23 protein-coding genes are annotated in these 24,831 nt (G+C 42.3%); 14 read left to right on the top strand and 9 right to left on the bottom strand.

The features are described from left to right. Positions 1-322 precede the first annotated feature (322 nt). Both EPX21_RS17675 and EPX21_RS17670 read right to left on the bottom strand, forming a co-directional pair. Complete coding sequence (locus EPX21_RS17675) at positions 323-706, bottom strand: SRPBCC domain-containing protein (RefSeq protein WP_134091011.1); 384 nt, start codon at positions 704-706, stop codon at positions 323-325. Positions 707-762: 56 nt separating this feature from the next. Continuing rightward, positions 763-1,383, bottom strand: a complete 621-nt coding sequence (locus tag EPX21_RS17670) for a hypothetical protein (protein WP_134091010.1) — start codon at positions 1,381-1,383, stop codon at positions 763-765. A gap of 541 nt (positions 1,384-1,924) precedes the next feature. Between EPX21_RS17670 and EPX21_RS17665 the strand changes: the two genes are divergently transcribed. Further along, positions 1,925-3,100, top strand: a complete 1,176-nt coding sequence (locus EPX21_RS17665; protein ID WP_134091009.1) for a porin — start codon at positions 1,925-1,927, stop codon at positions 3,098-3,100. Between the two features lie 59 nt (positions 3,101-3,159). Here the strand turns inward: EPX21_RS17665 and pruA are convergent, their stop codons facing one another. Beyond that, the gene (pruA, locus tag EPX21_RS17660) at positions 3,160-4,791 is read right to left on the bottom strand and encodes an L-glutamate gamma-semialdehyde dehydrogenase (protein WP_134091008.1); all 1,632 of its coding nucleotides are present in this window, start codon (positions 4,789-4,791) and stop codon (positions 3,160-3,162) included. 120 nt (positions 4,792-4,911) lie between these two features. Between pruA and lpxK the strand changes: the two genes are divergently transcribed. From lpxK to EPX21_RS17635, 5 genes are all read left to right on the top strand, one after another. Further along, positions 4,912-5,955, top strand: coding sequence for a tetraacyldisaccharide 4'-kinase (gene lpxK / locus EPX21_RS17655; RefSeq protein WP_134091007.1), 1,044 nt, complete (start codon positions 4,912-4,914; stop codon positions 5,953-5,955). Between the two features lie 35 nt (positions 5,956-5,990). Next, the gene (locus EPX21_RS17650; protein WP_134091006.1) at positions 5,991-6,809 is read left to right on the top strand and encodes a purine-nucleoside phosphorylase; all 819 of its coding nucleotides are present in this window, start codon (positions 5,991-5,993) and stop codon (positions 6,807-6,809) included. Further along, positions 6,806-8,866 (top strand): putative porin, encoded by a 2,061-nt coding sequence (locus EPX21_RS17645; protein WP_134091005.1) that lies wholly within the window; start codon positions 6,806-6,808, stop codon positions 8,864-8,866. The genes EPX21_RS17650 and EPX21_RS17645 overlap by 4 nt, the downstream gene beginning before the upstream one ends. Positions 8,867-8,965: 99 nt before the next feature. Continuing rightward, on the top strand, positions 8,966-9,403 hold the full coding sequence (locus tag EPX21_RS17640; RefSeq protein WP_134091004.1) for a peptidylprolyl isomerase: 438 nt from the start codon (positions 8,966-8,968) through the stop codon (positions 9,401-9,403). A 31-nt stretch (positions 9,404-9,434) separates the two neighbouring features. Then, entirely contained in the window at positions 9,435-9,884 is a 450-nt protein-coding gene (locus tag EPX21_RS17635) for a DUF5606 domain-containing protein (RefSeq protein ID WP_134091003.1), read from the top strand. Between the two features lie 115 nt (positions 9,885-9,999). On the opposite strand, the gene EPX21_RS23300 is transcribed toward EPX21_RS17635, so the two are convergent. Together EPX21_RS23300 and rlmH are read right to left on the bottom strand one after the other, a co-directional pair. Beyond that, positions 10,000-10,125 carry a hypothetical protein gene (locus EPX21_RS23300; RefSeq protein WP_255502220.1) on the bottom strand — a complete coding sequence of 42 codons (126 nt, stop codon included), beginning with the start codon at positions 10,123-10,125 and terminating at the stop codon, positions 10,000-10,002. Between the two features lie 117 nt (positions 10,126-10,242). Continuing rightward, positions 10,243-10,719 carry a 23S rRNA (pseudouridine(1915)-N(3))-methyltransferase RlmH gene (gene rlmH, locus EPX21_RS17630; protein WP_134091002.1) on the bottom strand — a complete coding sequence of 159 codons (477 nt, stop codon included), beginning with the start codon at positions 10,717-10,719 and terminating at the stop codon, positions 10,243-10,245. A 323-nt stretch (positions 10,720-11,042) separates the two neighbouring features. Between rlmH and EPX21_RS17625 the strand changes: the two genes are divergently transcribed. The 6 genes from EPX21_RS17625 to EPX21_RS17600 all read left to right on the top strand — a co-directional run bounded on the left by EPX21_RS17625 (position 11,043) and on the right by EPX21_RS17600 (position 18,614). Next, a complete protein-coding gene (locus EPX21_RS17625; RefSeq protein WP_134091001.1) occupies positions 11,043-11,933 on the top strand; it encodes a DUF3078 domain-containing protein in 891 nt (296 codons plus the stop codon). Between the two features lie 110 nt (positions 11,934-12,043). Beyond that, positions 12,044-13,861, top strand: coding sequence for a DNA mismatch repair protein MutS (locus EPX21_RS17620; RefSeq protein WP_134091000.1), 1,818 nt, complete (start codon positions 12,044-12,046; stop codon positions 13,859-13,861). Positions 13,862-14,192: 331 nt separating this feature from the next. After that, positions 14,193-15,164, top strand: coding sequence for a ribonucleoside-diphosphate reductase small subunit (locus EPX21_RS17615; protein WP_134090999.1), 972 nt, complete (start codon positions 14,193-14,195; stop codon positions 15,162-15,164). 169 nt (positions 15,165-15,333) lie between these two features. Beyond that, positions 15,334-17,712: a ribonucleoside-diphosphate reductase subunit alpha gene (locus EPX21_RS17610; RefSeq protein ID WP_134090998.1), complete on the top strand. Its 2,379-nt coding sequence runs from the start codon at positions 15,334-15,336 to the stop codon at positions 17,710-17,712. Between the two features lie 297 nt (positions 17,713-18,009). Further along, positions 18,010-18,216, top strand: a complete 207-nt coding sequence (locus EPX21_RS17605; protein WP_240768718.1) for a cysteine-rich CWC family protein — start codon at positions 18,010-18,012, stop codon at positions 18,214-18,216. A gap of 8 nt (positions 18,217-18,224) precedes the next feature. After that, positions 18,225-18,614 carry an acyl-CoA thioesterase gene (locus EPX21_RS17600; RefSeq protein ID WP_134090996.1) on the top strand — a complete coding sequence of 130 codons (390 nt, stop codon included), beginning with the start codon at positions 18,225-18,227 and terminating at the stop codon, positions 18,612-18,614. A gap of 44 nt (positions 18,615-18,658) precedes the next feature. Here the strand turns inward: EPX21_RS17600 and EPX21_RS17595 are convergent, their stop codons facing one another. Both EPX21_RS17595 and EPX21_RS17590 read right to left on the bottom strand, forming a co-directional pair. Continuing rightward, on the bottom strand, positions 18,659-19,021 hold the full coding sequence (locus EPX21_RS17595; protein WP_134090995.1) for a DUF779 domain-containing protein: 363 nt from the start codon (positions 19,019-19,021) through the stop codon (positions 18,659-18,661). A 55-nt stretch (positions 19,022-19,076) separates the two neighbouring features. Next, positions 19,077-20,579 (bottom strand): aldehyde dehydrogenase family protein, encoded by a 1,503-nt coding sequence (locus tag EPX21_RS17590; RefSeq protein ID WP_134090994.1) that lies wholly within the window; start codon positions 20,577-20,579, stop codon positions 19,077-19,079. A gap of 667 nt (positions 20,580-21,246) precedes the next feature. Here EPX21_RS17590 and EPX21_RS17585 point away from each other — a divergent pair. Both EPX21_RS17585 and fabG read left to right on the top strand, forming a co-directional pair. Further along, complete coding sequence (locus EPX21_RS17585) at positions 21,247-22,161, top strand: AraC family transcriptional regulator (protein ID WP_240768717.1); 915 nt, start codon at positions 21,247-21,249, stop codon at positions 22,159-22,161. A gap of 160 nt (positions 22,162-22,321) precedes the next feature. Further along, positions 22,322-23,065: a 3-oxoacyl-[acyl-carrier-protein] reductase gene (gene fabG / locus EPX21_RS17580; protein WP_134090993.1), complete on the top strand. Its 744-nt coding sequence runs from the start codon at positions 22,322-22,324 to the stop codon at positions 23,063-23,065. A gap of 32 nt (positions 23,066-23,097) precedes the next feature. Here the strand turns inward: fabG and EPX21_RS17575 are convergent, their stop codons facing one another. Continuing rightward, on the bottom strand, positions 23,098-23,424 hold the full coding sequence (locus EPX21_RS17575; protein ID WP_134090992.1) for a septum formation initiator family protein: 327 nt from the start codon (positions 23,422-23,424) through the stop codon (positions 23,098-23,100). 66 nt (positions 23,425-23,490) lie between these two features. Continuing rightward, positions 23,491-24,783, bottom strand: a complete 1,293-nt coding sequence (gene eno, locus EPX21_RS17570) for a phosphopyruvate hydratase (protein WP_134090991.1) — start codon at positions 24,781-24,783, stop codon at positions 23,491-23,493. Positions 24,784-24,831: the final 48 nt, after the last annotated feature.

The following is a 24,831-nucleotide window of genomic DNA, read 5'->3' as shown; positions in this document are numbered from 1 at the left end:
TGCAGTAACATGTGGGAGAGTAGGTCGGTGCCGATTTTTATTTGATAAGGCCGCTGTGCAGATGCACGGCGGCCTTTTTTTTTATATTAAAGTCAAAAGTCATAAGTCAAAAGTGAAAAGTCAAAATTAAAAAGTCAAAAGTCAAAACCCCGAAGGGTTCATTGATGCCTTAAAAAACCAGATAAGATATCAATAATTAAAAAGCCTGCCGGGCGTCCCAATTGTTGTCGCCTATAACCTAAAGCGTAAAGCATACAGCCTACCGCCTATAGCCTATAGCCCATTGCCTACTAACTACTTCCTACTACGCTTGGAAGCCGGGCTATTCGCCTTCAAAGAAGTCAATGAGCGAAGCCATATAGACGTCTTGCCAACCTTCTATAATGTCGTCGTAATCGGTTTCTGGTATATTTGTGTGTGAAAGCTCCAAGGAGGTTCCCTTTTTGTGGGGGTGGAGTTTCATAGTTACTATTGAAGGCTCCGCCTGGTCGCCAAAGTACCATTGTTGGACTATCTTTTTTCCTTCCTCGAAGAGTAGGTTTTTTCCGACGATGTTTCCATCCCATAAGGAGAATTCCGAGTTCGGCTTGTTAGGCATACTCACCTCGTCACCCGTCCACAATCTAATAGCTTGTTCGACTGTTAAGGCGAGGTAAACTTCCTCGGGACTCGATGGAATAATAAAATATTTCTTAAAATCTTTCATGGTAGAAACATAGCTTCAACGATTAACCGGCTGGATATCCTATTCTTATGGTCCCGTTAATCGCGTTGGATTGTGCTTTCAATAAAATAAAGCAGTTCGCGATTTGCTTCATTGTAGGCTTCGTATAGGGCCTTTTTAGCGGTAAGCGATCCGCCGATATTAGGCCTTGAAACAATATTTGCAATATTACGTGTAAGTGTTTTGAGGTTTTCCGTTCTACTATCTTCTATGACGACATGAAACCCCGCAACTGAATTCCATTTATTTTTAGGTAAGGCCCCCCAGCTGAAATCTCCTTGGTCAGATCCAATCGCTGCGGAGGCGTCTGTGCCGGAGGCAGAATGGTAAGCCGAAATGGCCACACGAACAGTCACTCTGTTTTTCTTCGCTGCAGAACGGAATTCGCTTGTATCCAATACGTTAATAATAGCCCTTGGAAATGACGTGGTGATGCCTTGTGCTATATGCTCGATTAGGTCCTGTGACGAACACTCGATACGGCTCGTATCTGCAATATTTCTTAAATCAGAAAAGACGATGTCTAAATGGACTCCCTGCAGCTTGTCGCTGGCTGCGCCTATCTCAACCGCAGGAGGGCACCAAACCAACACCTTTTGTCCGAATACCTTGATTGAGAAAAGAAAGAATAGAGATACTAATAAAAATTTCCTAGCCATTTTATTGTGGTTGATTGTTATAAAAGTCGATTAAGTAAGCAAAAAGTTTCATTTAATTTTTTCCGTCTTAAAACCTGCTCTTTATAGAGCGTCGCTGCTCTAACCCGGCAGCGAGACCTTATCCGACACTGCGCGTCCGATATCATCGACGTAATGAAATGACTCGGGCGAAGGACTTCTTTACCTAGTTGTCCGGCAGCCAAAGGCGCTATTCGCTCAATATGCGACATTATGTGTCAGATGGAAAATTCCAGCAAAAGTACATTTTTTAAGGTGAAATATTGCTATTCAAAGAGGCTGTCAGTCCGTTTTGTTGAGAAAATGTGTATTAGCTGTATACGCCGCGGTTCAATTGACGTCAGGAAAAGGGCGGTTCAATAATGAACTGAAATACTTAACAATGAATTAACATTAAACACATATAGTAGTAATATGAACTTAACACTTTTGCAACACTTAACAATAGCTTAACTAAATGTACATATTAGGTTCTTTTTATCTTAACTTTCATCGGAGCGTAATCCTTCTTTTCGTTGGGTTAATGACGATTTTCAATAGCGCGATGGCACAATCCGACCTAAGCACAAGCGTCGGTACAGAGCAGAATAAATGGTATGACCGGATTAATTTACGGGGTTATGCGCAGCTTCGTTACAATCGTTTGTTAGAAACCAACCCACTTTTGAAAAACGAACAAGGGGATAAGAGCTGGGGGGACGGCGGAGGTTTATTTATCAGACGTGTACGGTTGGTCTTTTCGGGACAAATCAGCGAACGCGTTTTCTTTTATATTCAACCGGATTTTGCGAGCTCTATTAGTACTGACAATTTGCATTTTGGACAGATAAGGGACGCCTATTTCGACCTGGGGTTGGATGATGATAACGAGTTTCGTTTCCGAATTGGACAGAGTAAGATTCCTTTCGGTTTTGAGAATATGCAATCCAGTTCGAATAGGTTGCCTTTGGATCGGGCGGATGGTACCAATAGTTCCTTTGTGAACGAGCGCGATTTAGGGGTTTTCTTTTATTGGGCTCCGAAGCGGATACGGGAACGGTTTTCTCTGCTCGTAAACGAGGGCTTAAAAGGCTCTGGGGATTTCGGTGTGTTTGGATTAGGTTTTTTTAATGGACAAGGAGCGAATAAGCCAGAACTAAATAAAAATAAACATATAGTAACGCGTATTTCGTACCCTTTAGCTGTCGGCAATCAATTTATAGAACCGGGTATTCAGGCGTATACTGGACGCTACCAGCTTTTTGATGCCCAGTTAAGTGAAGGGGTAAAGACGGCTTCGGATAAGACATATATCGATGAAAGAATAGCGGCTAGTGTTGTATTGTATCCGAAGCCTTTCGGGATTCAGGCAGAATACAATGTAGGCCGCGGCCCTGCTTTTGACAAAGAGACGGATTCCATCCGATCTGAAAAGCTGCAAGGCGGATACGTTACCTTCTCTTACAGGAAGCTCATCAACGATCAAACTTTTATTCCGTTTGCAAGACTTCACTACTACGATGGGGGCAAGAAGCACGAACTTGATGCAAGAAAGTATGAGGTTAAGGAGCTTGAAATAGGTGTCGAATGGCAGCCCGTAAAACAATTTGAACTCGTGTGTCAGTATACCTTGTCATCCAGAAGGTTCGAAGATTTCAAACTACAGGATAACCTTCAAAGGGGTAACTTATTGAGAATACAGGCGCAGATTAATTTTTAGCGGTACAATGATAAATTCGAAGGGAACAGCCTGCCGTTCCCTTCGAACTATAGGTTGTCTTATTCCTCTAAGAACGGGTAGCGATAATCTGTTGGTGGATTGAATGTCTCCTTGATAGTCCGAGGAGAAACCCAACGTAACAAGTTGATCATAGAACCTGCTTTATCATTTGTGCCGGAACCTCTGGCGCCACCGAAAGGCTGCTGGCCCACAACGGCACCGGTACACTTGTCGTTTATATAGAAGTTACCTGCCGCATTTTTTAAAGCATCTGCTGCCTGGGCGATGGCATAACGATCTTGCGCAATGACCGAGCCGGTAAGCGCGTATATGGAGGTTTCATCTATCAGTTTCAGCGTTTCTTCCCACTTTTCGTCATCGTATACAAAGACTGTCAAAACCGGTCCAAACAGCTCCTCCCTCATGGTTACATAATCTGCTTTTTTCGCGAGGATTACCGTCGGCTTTATAAAGTAGCCTACGCTTTTGTCATAGTCGCCCCCTATGATGACTTCAGCGTCTTCATCGGCTTTCGCTTGATCGATGTATCTTGCCAGCTTGTCGAAAGATTTTTCATCAATAACAGCGTTGACAAAGTTAGAAAAGTCCTCGGTAGGCCCAACTTTAAAGGAGTCAATGTCTTTAGTCATCAGTTCTCTTAGCGCAGGCCAAAGAGATTTAGGGACGTAAACGCGGGAAGCGGCTGAACATTTTTGTCCTTGATATTCGAATGCTCCGCGAACGATGGCCGTATTTGCCGCCTTTACATCGGCGGAGGGATGCAGTAGTATAAAGTCTTTACCCCCGGTTTCTCCCACGATGCGTGGATAGCTTTTATATTTGTGGATGTTATTGCCGATTGTTTTCCAAATTTCCTGAAAAACGGCGGTTGATCCAGTAAAATGAATTCCTGCAAAATCCGGGTGATTGAAAACCACTTCGCCTACGTCTGGCCCGTGCGCATAAATCAGGTTAATTACTCCGGCGGGAACACCTGCTTCGTGGAAGATTTCCATCAGCAAATGCGCCGCATAGATTTGCGTGTCAGCGGGCTTCCATACAACAACATTTCCCATCATGGCGACACAGCTAGGTAGGTTTCCTGCGATTGCCGTAAAGTTGAAGGGTGTTAAAGCGAAAACAAATCCTTCTAATGGCCGCTGCTCTACCCGGTTCCATACGCCATCGGGTGAAATAGGAGGCTGTTGCGCATAGATTTCGCTCATATACTTAACGTTAAACCGAAGGAAATCTACAATTTCGCAAGCCGAGTCGATCTCTGCTTGGTACGCATTTTTAGATTGCCCCAGCATGGTTGCCGCATTCAGTTTATAGCGGTATTTTCCGGCTATTAAATCAGCGGTCTTTAAAAAGATCGCGGCACGGTGTTCCCATGGCAAATCCTCCCAGTCTTTTTTTGCTGCCAACGCAGCCTCAATGGCGTCTGTTACATGGTTCTTGTCGCCTTTATGATAATATCCCAATAGGTGTTTATGGTCATGCGGAGGTCTTAATTCTCCTTTATTTCCGGTCCGTATTTCTTGGCCGCCTATAAACATCGGTATGTCCGCTTCTTGGGATCTCGCCGAACGTAATGCTTCTTGTAATAAGGCGCGTTCCTTACTGCCCGGAGCATAGGAATATACCGGTTCGTTTAGGGGAGTCGGGACACTGAAAAATCCTTTTAACATAATATGATTCTATTTTGTATAATATCTTGCAAAGGTACCAAAAGCCTGATAGCTGTGCAATTGAAATCGGTATTTAGCGCTTTGTTTATTACCTTTGTTACCTGGTATTGAAAAAAGTTGATGAAACGATTGCGTCTTTTATTACTCCCTTTCTCATGGCTTTACGGTGCGGTCTTATTTCTGAGACATTTTTTTTACGATAGAGGCTTGTATACTCGTTATAGTTTTGAGAAGCCGGTGCTTGTTGTTGGCAATCTGGTGGTTGGTGGTGCGGGCAAAAGTCCGATGACGGAGTATCTTTTACGCTTGTTGTCAACACGCACACGGGTAGCGACGCTGAGTAGGGGATATGGGAGAAAGAGCAAAGGCTATTTAGAAGTGCAGGCGGATAGCACCGCTGCGGAGGTGGGAGATGAGCCTTTGCAGGTAAAAAGGAAATTTCCTTGGGTTACGGTTGCCGATTGTGAAGATAGAGTTGAAGGACTAAAACGTCTCATGCCGCAGCATGAAATTTTTATATTAGATGATGCCTTTCAGCACCGTAGGTTACAGCCGGGTGTCAGTATTTTATTATTTGATTTTGATAGCCTAAAAAGAAACAAATTCCTGCTGCCAGCGGGTGATTACCGAGACTTGTTTCTGCGGCGAAATTTTGCCGATATTATCGTCATTACTAAAGCCCCAAAATTGATTACAGCGGAGGAAAAGCAAGGTGCGAAACAGTTGCTACGACTGAAAAAGGAAGTTCCGGTATTTTTTACTTACATCGAGTATGGGCATTTAAGCAGTTTGACAACTGATGAGCGTGTGCCTTTTCCCGTTGGAGCTAAGTTTATGCTCGTAACCGGTATTGCAAACCCTAAACCGCTTTCCGATTATCTAAATACCAAGGGCGAAATACTAAAAGAGATGAACTTTCCCGATCATCATCAATTTTCAACGAACGATCTGCGAAACATAAGGAAATATGCGCAATCATTGCCCGACTGTCTTATCATTACCACTGAAAAAGATGCGATGCGTTTGCAAAGCCCGGAGGTGGTTTCGCAGTTGAGCGGATTACCTGTATATTATATTCCCATTGAAATAAAATTTCATATGGAAGGGGATGAGCTGCCTTTTGACACCTTAATTAAAGAAAAAGTGCTCAAGGATGTCTCTTAAAATAGTAAATTGTATAGCAAAAAAGAAACTTTTATATGTATAGATCACTAGGAGAAACGGTTAGTTATATTCAACAAAGAATAGGAGACTTCCAACCGGAAGTCGGAATCATTCTAGGCACAGGACTAGGGGGCCTCGTTAAAGATATCGAAGTTGAGCATCAGCTCATGTATACACATATACCTAACTTTCCCGTTTCAACGCTTGAATTTCATTCTGGAAAACTAATATTCGGCACCTTAAATGGGCGAAAGGTGGTAGCCATGCAAGGTCGGCTTCATTACTATGAAGGATACAGCATGCAAGAGATCACGTTTCCGGTGCGGGTTCTCAAACTGCTCGGTATACAAAAATTGTTTGTATCAAATGCTTCAGGGTCATTAAACCCGGCTATTAAGAAAGGCGATCTGGTATTTATAGAAGATCACATTAGTCTTTTACCGGAAAGTCCGCTCCGCGGACCTAATTACGATGACTTAGGCCCGCGCTTTCCGGATATGAGTCGGCCCTATAACCGAGAGCTGATAGAAAAAGCGTTAAAAATTGCGGAGAGCCATACCATCCGGGCGCACAAAGGCGTTTATGTTTCTACCGCTGGCCCTAACTTGGAGACCCGTGCGGAATATAAGTATATGCGTTTAATTGGTGGCGATATTGTAGGGATGAGTACGGTTCCGGAAGTGATCGTTGCCAATCATATGGGCTTGCCGGTGTTTGCCGTGTCGGTAGTTACCGATGAAGGTTTTCATGAAGATCTGGAAGTGGTATCTCTAGAAGATATTATAGCGGTGGCGAACGCTGCTGAACCAAAGATGACTTTTATTTTAAAAGAATTACTAGCTTTGCCTCAATGATCAAGCATTTGCGCGCCTGTTTTCTCGTTTGTTTTTTGTGTAGTTTGGCCAGCCTCAGCTTAGCCCAAGAGCAGGAGGAATGGGGAACCGATCTTGACTCACTCCGTCGAGCGGAAGAGGCACAGCAGGATTCTATCATCTATAATGCGTCGTATATAAGATATACTACGCTGGATCGTTTAAAGCAGGGGACGTACACCGTTCCACTGGATACAACATTAAAAGGGTTTCAATACTATAATCCGCAAACAAAGCCTAAGAACCCAACAATGAACCTCGGTAATTACGGGTTGGCAACGCGCGATCTATTATTTACACCGTCGACGGAAATTGGTTTCAGAACAGGCTTTTCGGCCATGGACCGCTATTTGTTGACGCTTGATTCCATCCGGTTTTATCGAGCGCGATCCCCCTATTCGGAACTGTATTTCGTGACGGGCGATCAGGTGTTCAGCGCGAAAATCGGGCAGAATATAAAACCCAATTGGAGCATAGGAGCTAATTTCAACGCTTCGTTAGCCCGCGGATTTTATCAAAACCAACGTTATAATGATATTCAGCCAGCTATTTACAGTTGGTATGAATCACCCAGTTTACGCTACAATTTGCAGTCGGCCTTGATTTTTAACACGCTGGTAGCCACCGAAAATGGATCGATTCTGAATGATAGTATATTTAGCGTGCAACCCGAAAACTCCAGCCCGGAATCCTTTCAGGTCCGCTTAAGTCAGCAACGGGAACAGCGACCTAGAAATACGTGGACAGACCATAGTTTTTTTTTACGACAAAGTATGTTTATTGGTCGACTGGATACGCTCAACAAAGGAACGCAAGAGCAGCAAGTATTGCCGACTATGGCAATTGCCCATAGCTTGAGAATCAATCGGAAAAAATATAAGTTTTTTAAAAATGAAGCCGATCCTTATGGCGCCCTCCCTTTTGGGGAGTCGACCTTGACCAATGATTCAACCTTATTGACCACCATTAGTAATGATTTTGGCTATAGTTTTTCTCTGAGGGGGAAATCTGTTTCATTTATAAAGAATGAAGTGAAACTCGATCTGGGCTTACAACATGACTTGATGTTTTATAAACAGGGAAGAGACTCTATAAACAATCAGGATACAAATGTCTCCAGCGATATGTCTTTTCAAAACATTACCCTGAAGGCTGGGCTGGCTTATCGTTTTAGCGACCGCGTGAACATCACAACCGATTTTAGGCAAATTGTCGCGGGGCGAAATTTTGGCGATTTCCACTATGGCGCGCAGGCTAACCTGCTTTACAATAATACGGTAGGGCGGTTGGTACTTGCCGGTTATTTTCAAAACCAGTCGCCAGAGCATTTAGCCGAATCTGTGAATTACACTTACCATAAATGGGATAATAGCGATCGATTAGATAAGATCAAGACCACACATTTGTCCGCTACCTATGAGAATCCAAGATTTCGGATTACTGCAAAAGCGGAGTATAACCTAATAAACAATTACACGTATTATAAGGAGGTGGATAATCCCGATCATCGTGCGGAATTATTACGGGTGATAGAGGTGGCTCAACACGGATCGGCCATCAATTTGCTGAAACTGACCTTAGGTAAAGATTTCACTTTTTTCGAGAAATGGCATTTCGACAATTATGTCGTATATCAAAAGTCTGATTACAACGACATTTTGATGACACCCGAGTTTTATACCTGGCATAGCTTTTATTATAACACAACCCTTGTAAAGGTAATTAATCTTAATATGGGATTTGATGTCCGGTTCAATACGCCATACGTAGCCCCTTCCTATGCTATTAACTTGGGGCAGTTTTATCGCCCATATTATGGGGGTGTGGATAATGAAGGCAATGCGATTGTCCCGATTGAATTTTCGTCTTATCCGATTGTGGACGTTTGGGTCACAGCAACACTGAAAAGAACCAATTTCTTTTTACGGTATGACCACGCAAACCAAGGACTCTTTTCACGCGGATATTATACGGTACGGCGTTATCCAATGGCTCCCGCAGGTATGCGGTTCGGTATTAGCTGGAAGTTTTTTGATTAATTATGGAGTATGTTCTTGTCTAGTAAGAACAATAAATAAATAAAATAAGCGGCGGGGAAAGAATCAAATCATTACCTTTGCCAATTAACGAAATTGAATATGAGTAAAGCAATTATAAAAACTGAGAAAGGTGATATGACCGTGCAGTTTTATGAAAAAGATGCACCAGGTCACGTGGCAAATTTTATCAAACTTGCAAAATCTGGCTTTTATGATGGTACGGTTTTTCACCGTGTTATTCCTGATTTTGTAATTCAAGGGGGCGATCCGACAGGAACAGGGGCTGGTGGCCCAGGATATACAATTGACTGCGAATTAGACGGCGAGAACCAATACCACGATCGAGGTGTATTATCTATGGCACACCGCGGAAGAAATACCGGTGGCTCACAGTTCTTTATTTGCCACAGTAGAAATAATACAGCTCATTTAGATCGCAACCATACCTGCTTTGGTAAGGTCGTTGAAAACGTTGATGTAATCGATGACATCCGGCAAGGCGATAAAATTTTAAGCATTGAAGTGATAGAGGAATAAGCGAGATTGTTAAAGTTTAAAAGGGATAGAGATGAATTTAAGAGGAATAGTTTCCGTTACAGGGCGACCAGGTTTGTTTAAGCTGATTGGCCAGAACAAGACAGGCTTCATTTTGGAAAGCCTAGATGAAAAACGCGTAAAGATTGTTGTGAACATTTCCACCGCAAAAATGGCCTCATTGGAGGATATAACCATTTTTGGATCAGAAGAGGATATTAAACTTATTGATATTTTTGAAAAAATGAAGGAAATGCCTTCCCTACCCGATGCCAAGAAAGACAGTGGAGAGAAGCTGCGTGCATTTTTCAATGAAGTTGCTCCTGACCACGACCAAGAACGGGTATACTCTTCTGATATTAAGAAAATCATTAACTGGTTTAATATATTGAAGGAATTGCCCTTGTTTAATGAGGAAGCACCTGCTCCTGTAACGGGTGGAGGCGAAGGAGCCGAAAATCCTGTGCAAGAAACGGCAAAATAGCGGATTTCTTAATGAGTTAAAATAAAACCGGCAAAGAGATTTATCCCTTTGCCGGTTTTATTATGGCCGTTTTTTTCAATAAAAAAGGGTGATTATTTCGTAGGCTTGATCCGGTTTACAAAACGAAGATGACCAGAGCGGCGATTGCGATGCCGATCACAATCATAATCCACATATTTCGGCTTTCTTTACTGGTGTTTGTTCCTTTATAGCGGTATTTTCTAGTGCTTGGTAATTTCATGAGGCCCCTCCTTGAATAATGGTATACAAAAACCTAACCGAGTTAGGCGGATTTATTAACATAAGTATTTTGCTTTCCTATTTGTTTGATGACAATTTGCCGAAAATTCCATAAAGATTATTCGTGATGATAGGGTTCACCTTTCAGAATGCTAAAAGCCCTGTATAATTGTTCGACAAAAAACAGGCGGATCATCTGATGAGAGAAGGTCATGTTGGACAGAGAAAGTTTGTTTTTTTGAGCCCGGGCATATAGACTATTGTCAAAACCGTAAGGGCCGCCAATAATAAACACGAGATGTTGGGTTCCACTTAACATATGCCGTTCTAGAACCTTCGCAAAATCAATTGATCTGGGCGCCATTCCTTTCTCATCCAGCAGCACAATGGTGTCGGTAGGATTCAACTGTTTAAGAATCAACTCAGCCTCCTTTGCCTTTTGCTGATCGGTCGACAAGTGCTTGGTGTTCTTAATATCGGGAATAATGTTTAGCGTAAAATTGATGTAGTGTTTAAGTCTTTGCTGGTATTTCTCAATTCCGATATTTAAATAAGACTCGTCCGTTTTTCCAATGCAGAGCAAGGTGATTTTCATTCGTAGAAATTATTTTAAGGTGACACAAAAGTGTCTAAAACGGTGGTCCGACCACGTCACCTTGGCTGTAGTGCCTGTCTACGATAGGCAGGGAAGAGATTGTGACGTTGAAAAGACTACTCGTTAGACACCTCTTCAATCGAATTTTAATGTACAAAAAAGGGTATTGATACACAAATATTATGGTAATAAAAGATAAATGTAGTTATTTTTTAACTTTGTGGAAAGTTAATTAAGGTAATAAGGTCCGTGGTTTCGTTCCTCGGAACTTTTACAATTGTTTTATAAGGTACTGATCCAAAAGGTGCCTAAAGATCATTCGAATGAAAAAAATCGTATTACTAACATTTCTTTTTGTGTCGTTACTAGGAAGCCTCCGCGCGCAGGAAACAGGTCTTGATTCTGCTTGGAAGATTCATGGTGAGAATACTTTTCTTATCAATCAAAGTACTTTCTCAAACTGGGCTGCCGGTGGTATCAATTCGCTATCGGCAAATTTGGTGCTCAATTATGATTTTAACTACAAGAAAGATAAATGGAGTTGGGATAATAAGGTATTAGCGGCTTATGGTTTGACGAAACAAAAAAATTTAGGATGGCGAAAAAATGATGACCGTGTATTATTAAACAGTTTATTAGGTTACGAAGCCGCTCCGAAGTGGCTGTATACCTTTTTTATGAATTTTAATTCGCAATTTGCAAAGGGGTACAATTACAATGCTGATGGTAGCCGAGGTGATTTGATTTCTGCTGGGTTAGCCCCTGCTTATTTGAGTTTTGGACCTGGAATCGCATTCAAAGAATCAGATAATTTTCGTTTCAATTTGTCGCCAGCATCACCACGTTTTGTCTTTGTTATGAACGATTCTCTGTCTGCGCAAGGCGCTTTTGGCGTAGATCCGGGGAAGAAAACACGGTTCGAATTCGGTGCCTCGTTTGACGCATACTATCGCGCGAACATTATGGAGAATATTGGGATAGAGAACATTTTACGCTTATATTCCAATTATTTAGAAGACCCAAAGAATGTAGACCTAGATTATACGCTAAATATTTTTATGAAGGTTAATCGCTTCGTTTCGGTGAATGCCGGTGTTCAAATGATTTATGATGATAACACCGACGTTCCAAAGGAAAGAGATGGCGTTAATTATAAGGGAAAAGGCTTACAGGTTAAGCAGATTTTTGGCGCTGGTTTCACCTACAAGTTTTAGTAATAGACCTTTTTCCTAACGAATTTTCGATCCCGAACGGTACCGATCTGTTCGGGATTTTTTATGTCCCTTTTCTGTAAATTCAATTTTAAGCCTTATCTTAGGTGGCTATGAGTATGCCTATTACTACTTTTTATCAAGAAAGACGTCAGTTAACGCAAGATAGATTAACACACCTAAACCGCGGTATTAACAGGCTATCCTTCGCTCGGTTGGCTTTGATTCTTGTGGGCGGAGCCATTGTCTTCAACGCGGTTCAAGCGGAGAGCGTGTGGTTAACCTTGGTGTGCTCTCTCCTCATTCTCTTAATCTTTATATGGCTTGTGGCCAAACAGAGCAAACTAACGCAAAGTAAGGAAGAGGCGGAAGACGATTTGTTGATCGTGGAAAACGAACTTAACTGTTTGACTGGCGAAAGAAACTTTTATAGCGACGGCGCTGAGTTTATTGATGATAAACATCGATATACCGGCGATTTAGATGTTTTCGGTTCGAACTCTATTTATCATAAGATCAATCGTGCATCAACGGCTGGCGGGAAGAATGTGCTGGCAGGCTGGTTGTCGGCTCCGGCAAGCGAAAAAGAGATTATCGATCGCCAGTTTGCAGTGAAGGAACTTGAAAGTGATCCGTCCTGGTGTTTGGATTTCTTGGCTCGACTTGTGTTTTCGTTGAAGGCCCGAGAGAACTTCAAAGAAGTGCTTGTAAGTTATTTGAATAAGCCGTATGACGACTTTAGAACGGGGTTACTGCGGTTTTATACGAAGGCAGCGCCTTATGTTCTGTTATTGCTTGTCTTTTTATCATTTTTTTATGGGCGGCCATATACACATATAGCTTTGGTTTCGTTCGTGTTCAATATCTTGTTAACAATGGCTTACGGAGGGAAGGTTTCACAGGTTGCTGCCGGCATTGGCCGAATGGGCAGTCTATTGGGGCGTTTTGGTAAAGTATTTGAGGGCATGGAACGTAGAAAGTGGCAGGCCGACCTAGTGAAAAACAGTTTGCTGGCGAAGAGTGCAAACGATAATGACCCCCCTTTGTCTCAAAGTATTGGTGAATTAGGCGCTTTGATAAATAAGCTCGACTATCGCTTAAATGTTTTTGTGGGAACCTTTCTGAATGGTATCTTCCTGTGGGACTTCAAACAGGTTTTTGCAATCTTGGATTGGCGAAAAAATCATCGGTACGAGATGGAACAGTTGTTTGATGATCTGGCTGGCATGGAAGCACTCGTCAGCTTTGCTTTTATCAGAATAAATGATCCATCCTGGACTTATCCGCAGATTTCGGTAACTGATTTTCCTGTTTTACGCGCAGCAGGCCTCAAGCACCCACTTATTCCGTCTGCGAGTTCTGTGCCGAATAGCTACCATTTAGAAGCGCACCGCCTCGCTTTGATAACCGGATCTAATATGGCTGGGAAGAGCACCTTCCTTCGGACAGTCGGTGCTAATGTGGTGTTGGCGCTCAGCGGAGCTCCCGTTTGTGCACAACGCTTTGAAACTTCGGTAATGCACGTCGTTACATATATGCGTATTCGGGACTCGCTCAACGAAAGCACATCGACTTTTAAAGCGGAACTAGATCGCTTGGATATGATCCTGAAAGTGGTTGGTAAACAGGAAAACACCTTCTTTTTAGTTGACGAGATGTTACGTGGGACCAATTCAGTTGATAAGTATCTCGGTTCAAAAGCTGTTATAGAAAAGCTGATACAAGACAATGGGGTAGGCATGGTCGCTACGCATGATTTACAACTTGCCAAGCTGGAAGAGCAATATCCCGGCTATTTAAAAAACTATCATTTCGACATACAAGTAGTAGATGGGGATATGGTTTTTGATTATAAATTAAAGGAAGGCGCTTGTAAAATCTTTAACGCGTCGATGTTGCTCAAAAAGATTGGCATCGATATTTCAGTGTAGAATTGTGTCAAAATTGTGAATAACTCACATAGTGTGTAAAACTAGATTAACGCTCGGAGCTTTCAAAGACTATCTTTGTTAGAGGATCAAACGATGTGTTCTTTGAAATGCTTATTTAGCGATTATATTGTTACTGAAGTTATACAAAGCATTGGCTTGTATTATGCACTGTGTTTCCTTGCCGTAAGTATTTTGAAAAGTCGTTCAGCATTATCGCTGCTAAATAAGTAATCATCACGTTCTACTATTATTTTAATTGACGGTTTCTTTGTCAAGGGATTACCGTGGGACAATTATCTTTTATAAACGCCTGTACGTAAAAAATAAGACTATGAGCCAAGAAAATGAAGTATTATTAAGAGAAAATAAAGATCGATTCGTAATCCTTCCAATTAACTATCCCGCCATTTGGGATATGTACAAAAAGCATGAAGCTAGTTTCTGGACGGCGGAAGAGATTGATTTATCGGGTGATTTAAAGGATTGGGCTAATTTAAACGATGGCGAACGGCACTTTATATCACATGTTTTGGCTTTTTTTGCGGCAAGTGACGGAATAGTAAATGAGAATTTAGCCATTAACTTTATGAGTGAGGTGCAATTGCCGGAAGCAAGAAGTTTTTATGGGTTTCAGATTGCGATGGAAAATATCCATTCCGAAACCTATGCGCTACTCATTGATACCTATGTAAAGGATCCGGTCGAAAAAGATCGGTTATTTCATGCAATAGAAACTGTTCCCTGTGTAAAGAAGAAAGCGGAATGGGCTTTGCGTTGGATCGAGAATGGCTCGTTTGCTGAGCGTTTAGTTGCTTTTGCGGCCGTGGAAGGTATCTTTTTTTCTGGAAGCTTTTGTTCCATTTTTTGGTTGAAAAAAAGAGGTTTAATGCCTGGTTTAACGTTTAGCAACGAATTAATTTCACGGGATGAGGGCTTGCATTGCGAATTCGCCTGTTTGTTGTATAGCATGCTAAGCGGTAAACTTTCAAAAGAGCGTGTGCAGGAAATCATTGTGGATGCCGTAGAGATCGAGAAAGAATTCATAACCGATGCGTTACCTGTTAAATTGATAGGAATGAACGCCGATTTAATGAAGCAATATATTGAATTTGTGGCCGACAGATGGTTGGTTGAACTAGGTAATAACAAGTACTACAATGCAACAAACCCATTCGATTTTATGGAGTTGATTTCCTTGCAGGGCAAGACGAATTTCTTCGAGAAACGCGTGGGTGACTATCAGAAAAGCGGAGTAACAGGAGAAAAAGGAAAGGCCAGCTTTTCTTTAGATGAGGATTTTTAGCGGAAGAGATACCAAATTGAAACACCTAAGTAGCGAGACATTTAAGTAGTGCTTGATAAGTTGTAGTCATAGATTCCTCGTCTTGATACTTGACCCCATAGTCATGATGCTAAAAAAGAAAGCTAATGACTAAATACTGAAAGCAAACAGGCTAATAAAGGAGGAAAATATGTATGTAATTAAGCGAGACGGACGTTCGGAGTCCGTAAAATTTGACAAAATAACAGCGCGCATAGAAAAATTGTGCTATGGGCTAAATCCCGATCTAGTAGATCCGATAGATGTTGCACGAAAAGTAATAGAGGGTTTATATGATGGCGTTACAACGTCTGAACTCGACAATTTAGCAGCGGAAACGGCGGCTTCATTAACCACAAAGCATCCGGATTATGCCCTGTTAGCTTCTAGAATTGCCGTCTCAAACTTACATAAGAATACCGTCAAATCGTTTTCCGAAACGATGAGCTTATTGTATCATTATATCGATCCAAAGACAGGGAAGCCAGCCCCTTTAATTGCGGATGATGTTTACGAAGTGATACAGGCAAATGCCATTGAATTGGATAGCCATATTATTTACGATCGTGATTTCAGTTTCGATTACTTTGGGTTTAAGACACTTGAAAAGTCTTATCTTTTGAAGCTGAACGGAAAGATAGCTGAGCGGCCACAGCACCTATTTATGCGGGTGGCAGTGGGTATCCATAAAGAAGATATTGAAAGCGTTATTAAGACCTACGATTTACTCAGCGAGCGGTGGTTTACCCATGCTACGCCCACTTTGTTTAATGCCGGTACCCCGAAACCGCAAATGTCTTCCTGTTTTTTGTTGACCATGAAAGACGATAGTATTGACGGCATATACGATACCCTTAAGCAGACTGCGAAAATTTCGCAAAGTGCAGGGGGAATCGGCTTGAGCATCCATAATGTGCGGGCCACTGGGGCCTACATCAGCGGCACCAATGGTACCAGCAATGGCATCATCCCGATGTTACGGGTATTCAACGATACGGCAAGATATGTTGATCAGGGGGGAGGCAAACGCAAGGGTGCTTTTGCCATTTATTTGGAGCCGTGGCATGCCGATGTATATGATTTTATCGACTTACGGAAGAATCATGGCAAAGAGGAGCTAAGAGCGCGCGATTTGTTTTTGGCGCTTTGGGTATGCGATTTATTCATGAAGCGTGTGGAGGAGAATGGTGAATGGAGCCTGTTCTCGCCTGATGAAGCTCCCGGATTAGCGGAATGCCATGGGGAGGCCTTCGAAAAATTGTACGTACAGTATGAGAATGAGGGAAGGGCGAGGAAGACTGTAAAAGCACAAGATCTTTGGTTTGCTATCCTAGATGCACAGATCGAAACCGGAACTCCTTATCTGCTCTACAAAGACGCTGCGAACGGTAAATCAAATCAACAGAACCTCGGTACAATAAAAAGTTCTAATCTTTGTACGGAGATCATTGAATATACATCCGCGGATGAAGTGGCTGTTTGTAACCTGGCTTCTCTGGCACTACCCCGGTATATAGACAACGGTGAGTTCGATCATCAAAAGCTATTTGACATTACGTATCAGGTGACAATTAATCTGAATCGTATTATCGACAACAATTATTATCCTGTTGAAGAGGCACGGAATTCTAATCTTCGTCATCGCCCGATAGGGCTTGGCGTACAAGGTTTGGCTGATACCTTTATATTGTTGCGCATGCCTTTTGAAAGTGAGGCCGCTAAACAGCTTAATAAGGATATCTTTGAAACCATTTATTTTGCTGCGATGACTGCTTCAAAGGATCTGGCTATAAAAGAGGGCGCTTACGAGAGCTTTCAGGGCTCGCCGCTTTCGCAAGGTAAGTTTCAATTTGATTTGTGGAACGTGAAACCTGATAGCGGTAGGTGGAACTGGGAAGATTTGCGTAAGGAAGTCAAAAAGTATGGGGTGCGAAACTCATTATTGGTTGCGCCAATGCCAACGGCTTCCACTTCACAAATATTAGGGAATAACGAATGTTTTGAGCCGTATACGTCAAATATATACACACGGCGGGTGTTGAGTGGCGAGTTTGTTATCGTAAACAAGCATCTTTTGCGCGACTTGGTTGAACTGGGATTGTGGAATAACGAAATGAAAAACCGTATCATCGCTGCCAACGGATCTATACAGGACATAAACGAAATTCCGGCGGATATTAAAGAACTGTATAAGACCGTTTGGGAAATAAAGATGCGGAATATTATAGACATGGCTGCTGATAGGGGTGCATTTATTTGTCAGTCGCAGTCGCTGAACTTGTTTGTCAATGCGCCGACAACGGCAAAACTTACTTCAATGCATTTCTATGCGTGGAAGAAAGGCCTTAAAACCGGCATGTATTATTTACGTACACAGGCGGCCACGCAAGCCGTTAAATTTACGGTCGAAAATCAGGGGGGTCGGAACATGGAACCTGTTATACCAGCCAAGATCGAGCCGGTGCCTGATGATATTCCTACCGGTGCAGTATGTTCCATGGAGGAAGGCTGTATAACCTGTGGCTCTTAGCAGTAGAAGGCCGAGTCAACGTAATTTAAAGACTAAAAAGCTTCCACGATTGGTTCGTGGGAGTTTTTTAGTTAAATATCATTCGTAGTAAATCATTTTTCCTTTTTGGTTGGATTCCTGCCTGCCGGTAGGTAGCTTACCACGTTTAAACGCCGAAAGGCTCATGAACACCAATTCAATATTTGAAGTTGAATAAATGTACATTTCCTTATATGAATAAATGAAATTTTAAACATGGACGGTTCCGTTATAAAATAGGCTTGGCGGTTGAGGAGAATTTGCCTAAGTTTGAGTACTGTGAAATCAACTTTTATAAAGCATGAGATTGTAGCATGTGAGCGCTGCGGCACGTCTATTGAATGTCGCGCAAATGCGTATTCAAAATGCCAATGTAGTGCCGTACAGCTTTCTGTCAATGAAGTGCAGTATATAAGCGAATTATATGATAATTGTCTTTGTGCAGCCTGCTTATTAGAATTGCAGGGGGTGTATAGAGGCGGATAATTGATGAAATGACTTTAGAAGAAAAAATAAAACAGGCGGAGACGAGCATTTTTAAAGCCGTTTTTCCTAACACGACTAACCATTATGACACCCTTTATGGCGGGACGGCTATGGCCTTAATGGACGAAGTGGCGTTTATTACAGGAACCAGATTTTGCAGAAAACGTTTAGTAACGGTTTCATCCGATCGAATCGACTTTACGAAGCCGATTCCGGCGGGTTCGATTGTAGAGTTAATTGGAAAAATAGATCACGTCGGCCGAACAAGTCTAAAGATAAGTGTGGAGATTTTTGTAGAGCAAATGTATGACGAGCATAGAGAGCTTGCAATAAGAGGCACCTTTACTTTTGTGGCTATTGATCAAAACAAAAATCCGATTCCTGTTCTAGACGAATAGCGGTCTTAGGCCTGAAGCTCAACAAGGCAAATAAGCTGGGACCGCTAAGCTACTGGAGTCAGCTTTTGAAGCTCCTCGTCAGTAAATAGTCGCGACCGGATGATAAACCCCATATCGAGTGTGCTTTCAAGCGAAAAAGATGCACCCCGACCGTTGATAACATCTAAAGTCAACTGCGTATGTTTCCAGTATTCAAATTGATCTTTCGCAATATAGAATTTGCAACCGGCTATTTCGCCTAAGCAAACGTCACTTTGACCAATGAGGAATTCGTTTTTCTGAAAGCAATGTGGATAGGAGCCTTCACAACAACCTCCACTTTGGTGAAAGATTAGTTCTCCGTACTCTTTTTTTAATTGTTCGACAACAGTCTTAGCCTTATCTGTAATGAGAACACGTGCTACCATGGCTTTCAGGGTTTGGAAGGGCGGGAAAGTCCCGCCCAAAATATGAATCAGAAAATTAAAAGAAGCCTAATTTTTGTTTGCTATAAGATATAAGCATATTCTTTGTTTGTCGATAATGGTCGAGCATCATTTTGTGGTTTTCGCGACCAAATCCGGACTTTTTATAGCCTCCAAATGGTGCGTGGGCGGGGTAGGCATGGTATTGGTTAACCCAAACCCTTCCTGCTTGTATCGCCCTCGGGACTTGGTAAAGCTCGTGAGCATCCCGCGTCCAGACGCCGGCACCCAGGCCGTATAGTGTATCGTTCGCAATTTCAATAGCTTCTTCTACGGTTTTGAATGTGGTGACGCATACAACAGGCCCGAATATCTCTTCTTGGAAAATCCGCATTTTATTATGTCCCTTAAAAATGGTTGGCTCTATATAATAACCTTCTTCCAAGCCGTCTGCAAGCTTGTTTACATTGCCACCTACAATCACTTCTGCACCCTCGCTTTTACCTATTTCTAGGTAGGATTTGATTTTTTCAAATTGTTCATTAGAAGCTTGTGCGCCCATCATGCTATCCGTATCTAATGGATGACCGATTTTTATGGCTTTCGTGCGCTCGATGATCTTAGGCATCAGCGTGTCGTAAATATCTTCTTGTATCAAAATCCGCGATGGGCAGGTACAGACCTCACCTTGATTTAAGGCAAATAGAACCGCCCCTTCTATCGCTTTGTCGAGATAGTCGTCATCGGCATCTGTCACCGATTTGAAGAATATATTGGGCGACTTTCCTCCTAACTCCATGGTAGAAGGAATAATGTTTTCTGCTGCGTATTGCATAATCAGCCTACCTGATGTAGTACTTCCGGTAAAGGCTACCTTCGATATTCTTGGCGAGGAAGCTAATGGCTTTCCGACCTCAATTCCATATCCGTTTACAACGTTTAATACGCCCGGCGGGATCAGATCGCCTATTAATTCCATTAAAACCATAATGGACGCCGGTGTCTGTTCGGCCGGCTTAACCACCGTACAGCAGCCTGCAGCTAAAGCCGGTGCGATTTTCCATGTTGCCATCAAGAGGGGAAAATTCCAAGGAATAATTTGTCCAACAACGCCGATTGGTTCATGGAGGTTAATACTAACCGTGTTTTCGTCATGCTCGGATATGGTGCCTTCATCAGCACGTATTGCTGCGGCAAAATATCTGAAGTGATCAACCACTAAGGGGAGGTCGGCATTAAGTGTTTCGCGGATCGCTTTTCCGTTATCGATCGTCTCTACCGCAGCCAGGTACGGTAAGTTGTCTTCTATTTTTTGAGCAACTTTCAATAGGATATTACTGCGTTCGGCAGCAGAAGTCTTGCTCCAGGTTTTGAAGGCTTTATGGGCCGCGTCCAAAGCGAGTTCTACGTCTTCTTTGGAGGACCGTGCCGCCTGCGTAAACACCTTGCCGTCTATCGGCGAAATATTGTCAAAATATTTTCCCTGCACGGGTGGAACGAATTTACCGTCGATGAAATTATCGTATCGCTCTTTGAATGTAGGTTTTTCAACACGCGCCATATCAATTTATATTTAAAAGGATTTTCGATTCAGTTAGCTGATCAAAGTTAAGTACAGCAATCGGGTTTCTATTGCATTATGTTCTCTTACTGTTGAACAATCCTGTCATCACATCTGCGAGTGCCTACAGGGATTTTGCTTTAACATACCAAGATGTTTATATTAAGGGAACATTTTTCCTAATCAACTTTTCTTGATAAAAGTTGAGCAAAATTAAGGCGGTGTAGGCTACCTTGCACCTGATGGCAAAGCATTCATGGCGCGTATTGGAGCCGTTTCACTTCCTCAATCCGCTTCGATACTGCAATAGGAACATACGTGCAAATGCTTTGCTGCTCGTTGCTTCGATATCCTCCAAGGCCCATTTTTCCCCCACACAGGCCCATAGTTAAAGCTAGAGCTAATACGTCCGGTTAAAAGTAAGAACTCTCCGTTCCGCTAAAATATCGCCTAGGAAGTTTGCGGCATGCAAGTTGAAGCACTTCCATCGTAGCAAAGTTCCAAGCGATGAGTCTTTGGTTACTTTCTGCGGAAGAAAGTAACACAAATTGAAAAACTGTTAAGAAAAATGTTCCTTTTTTAAAAGCGCAAAACCTGCGAGCGCTTATTAGCAATTTGCGAAGTCGCAGGAAATCCGTAAGTTTGAATAGCACCCAATTATAATGTTATGCAAAAAAAGCAGTCGTTACATCCCATGCGTTTGAGTTCGGAGAGCGAGCTAAAAGCCAGTGTCGAGAATAGGCGGGCTTATACGATGAATAATTGCGAGTTAAATGTCTTCGAAACTTACCAGACAAGCCATAGTGTGTCGCTGCAGTTTAGCGACCTGGTTATTACCAGTATGTTGAGAGGTAAGAAAGTAATGCATCTTTTTAACCAGCCCGGATTTGATTATCTGCCTGGGGAAACGGTGATCGTTCCACCGAATGTTCGGATGTTAATCGATTTTCCCACGGCTAGTATGGAAGAACCCACACAATGCACGGCCTTGGCTATTGATAGGCAGCAAATTATACAAACAATCGATTATTTAAACGAACAGCATCCACTGGGAGGACATCGGCAATGGAATCTGGATTTCGGGAACTATCATTTTATTAATAATGTAGCATTGTCGGCCTCCATCAACAGACTCATAGCGATCGGAACAAGCGATGAGATTCATAAGGATGTTTTAGCTGATCTTACCTTAAAGGAGTTATTGATCCGGATAATGCAAACACAGCAATTGGCTTTACTTGACAAAGAGCCCAGGTTGAACGGCGGCGGAAAGATTAGCTTTGTTGTTGAGTATATACGATCGCACCTTGCGGATCAGTTACATATTGACGATTTGTGTTCGAAGGTGGGAATGAGTAAGTCGGTGTTTTTCAGGGCTTTCAAAAAAGAGCTAGGATTAAGTCCCGTCGAGTTTGTTATTCGTGAGCGAATCCGCTTAGCCAAAAAGTTCTTGACCACACCCGACAGTTCTATTAAAGAGGCTTGTTTTGAAGCCGGGTTCAATAGCTTGCATTATTTTTGCCGGGTTTTCAAGAAGTACGAAGGCATAACGCCGGGAGCCTATCAAGCTATTAGTTGGTGATGTTAATTCTCCGGGGAAGTTTGGTTGTGTTTAAAAGCTTGGTTGTGTTTAAGGGACTGCATTTAGAATTCAAGAGCGGATCACAGCAATTTGCTGTTTTAGTTCCAAAGTTCCCGAGAATGCTTATTTTTAGCGTCTGAAATTTTAAGAAAAATAACGAATGAAATTACTCGAAGGAAAAACAGCATTGGTAACCGGTGCGTCAAAAGGGATAGGCCGGAAAATTGCTGAGAAGTTTGCCGAACATGGTGCTAATGTAGCTTTTACATATTTGTCGTCAGTCGAAAAGGGCGAGGCCTTAGAGCAAGCATTGCAATCCTACGGAACTAAAGTGAAAGGATACCGTTCTGACGCTTCTAAATTTAGCGAGGCAGAAGACCTTATAACGGCTATTGCCAAAGAGTTTGGCACCATAGACATCGTTGTGAATAATGCAGGGATAACCAAAGACGGTTTATTGATGCGGATGACAGAGGAGAACTGGGACGAGGTGATGGATGTGAACCTAAAATCTGTATTCAATGTAACGAAGGCTGCTTCGAAGGTCATGATGAAAGCGAGGAGCGGGTCGATTATTAATATGAGTTCGGTGGTTGGTGTACAGGGAAATGCCGGGCAGGCAAACTATGCTGCTTCGAAAGCCGGGATTATCGGATTCTCAAAATCGATTGCCAAGGAATTGGGATCGCGCAATATACGAACTAATGTAATTGCACCCGGTTTTATCCGTACAGAAATGACCGAGATTTTGGATCCAAAAGTAGTAGCAGGCTGGGAAGCCAATATACCGTTAAAACGGGCAGGGGAAACGGAAGACGTTGCGAACGCATGCTTATTTTTAGCATCAGATCTATCTTCTTACGTTAATGGCCAGGTGCTTTCGGTTTGCGGAGGTATGTTATAAATGGTAAGAACTGGAAATAGTGAGCTTTTTTCTTAAGGCTTACTATTTTCAATAATAAAGATATCTTCATTATCTTTCTTCATCAGGTACTTTTCGCGCGCGAATTTCTGAAGTCTTGTTAGGTTCGACGTGAGTTCTTCTAAATCCTTTTTCACAATAGCAATTTCGTTGATGTAGAATTCCTTTTCGGTCTTCAGACCTTTCAATTGCGAACGGTATTTATACTGAGAGGCAATGTCATTTCGATCAAAAAAGAGCATCCAAACGACAAAAGCAATCGTCGCAATCAGATATTTATTTTTGGCGATATTGATTAAGTATCTCATCTGGCTGTTCCCTTCTTCTGCAAACCTAAGCATAAATTTTACAATAAAAAAGTCCTGTTGATCAAACATACAACAGGACTTTCCTTGGTGTAACCAAGATTATTTGGCAAATTTAAAGCTTTTACCTAAGAATTTAGCGTTACTGCCTAATTCTTCCTCGATGCGTAATAATTGGTTATATTTCGCCATCCGATCCGAGCGGGAAGCAGAACCCGTTTTGATTTGTCCGCAATTTAATGCAACGGCTAAATCAGCGATGGTATTATCTTCCGTTTCGCCTGAGCGGTGCGACATAACCGATGTGTAGCTGTTTATTTGTGCTAAGCTAACAGCGTCGATTGTTTCTGTTAAGGAGCCGATTTGATTCACTTTTACCAAGATCGAGTTAGCAGTCTGGTTATCGATACCCTGTTGAAGACGTTTTACGTTGGTTACAAAAAGATCGTCACCCACTAACTGGACTTTGGAGCCTATTTTTTCTGTTAACAACTTCCATCCATCCCAATCGTCTTCAGCCATACCATCTTCAATAGAGATGATCGGATACTTTTCTGATAATTGCGCTAAATAGTCCGCCTGTTCTGCACTGCTGCGTATAGCACCTTTATCACCTTCAAATTTGGTATAGTCATATTGACCATCTTTATAAAATTCGGATGCGGCACAGTCGAGTGCTAAACAAATTTGGTCGCCAGGTGTATAGCCTGCTTTTTCTATTGCTTTTAGAATCGTCTCAACTGCATCCTCGGTTCCTTCAAAAGTGGGGGCAAAGCCACCTTCGTCACCAACAGCAGTTGACAAACCTCTACCATGCAGAATAGATTTTAAGTTATGAAATACTTCCGCTCCCCAACGAAGTGCTTCAGAGAAGGAAGATGCGCCAACCGGCATAATCATAAACTCTTGGAATGCGATAGGTGCATCAGAGTGGGAACCTCCATTAATGATGTTCATCATGGGTATTGGAAGCGTATTTGCGTTTACGCCGCCGATATACCTATATAAAGGTTGACGACTTTCTTGGGCAGCTGCCTTTGCAACAGCTAAAGAAACACCTAAGATAGCGTTGGCGCCTAAATTTCCTTTATTTTCTGAGCCATCAAGCTCGATCATTATTTTATCAATAGCGTTTTGTTCGAATACATCAATACCCTTTAATGCGTCTGCAATTGTTGTATTTACGTTTTCTACGGCTTTCAAAACGCCTTTTCCTAAATATTTCGACTTATCACCATCCCGTAATTCTACGGCTTCATGCATGCCGGTAGAGGCGCCGGAAGGCACAGCCGCACGTCCAACGAAACCGTTTTCAGTTGTTACGTCTACTTCTACTGTCGGGTTTCCTCGCGAATCCAATATTTGTCGCGCGTGTACATCAATAATTAAACTCATTTTGAATAGTTTTTAATATGGGTTTGAGTAAGCTTCGTGTCTTTTTTA

Source organism: Olivibacter sp. XZL3 (assembly GCF_004368405.1).
GTDB lineage: Bacteria > Bacteroidota > Bacteroidia > Sphingobacteriales > Sphingobacteriaceae > Olivibacter.
The sequence above is the reverse complement of the archived record's forward strand: the minus strand, read 5'-3'. Positions and strand labels throughout refer to the sequence as shown.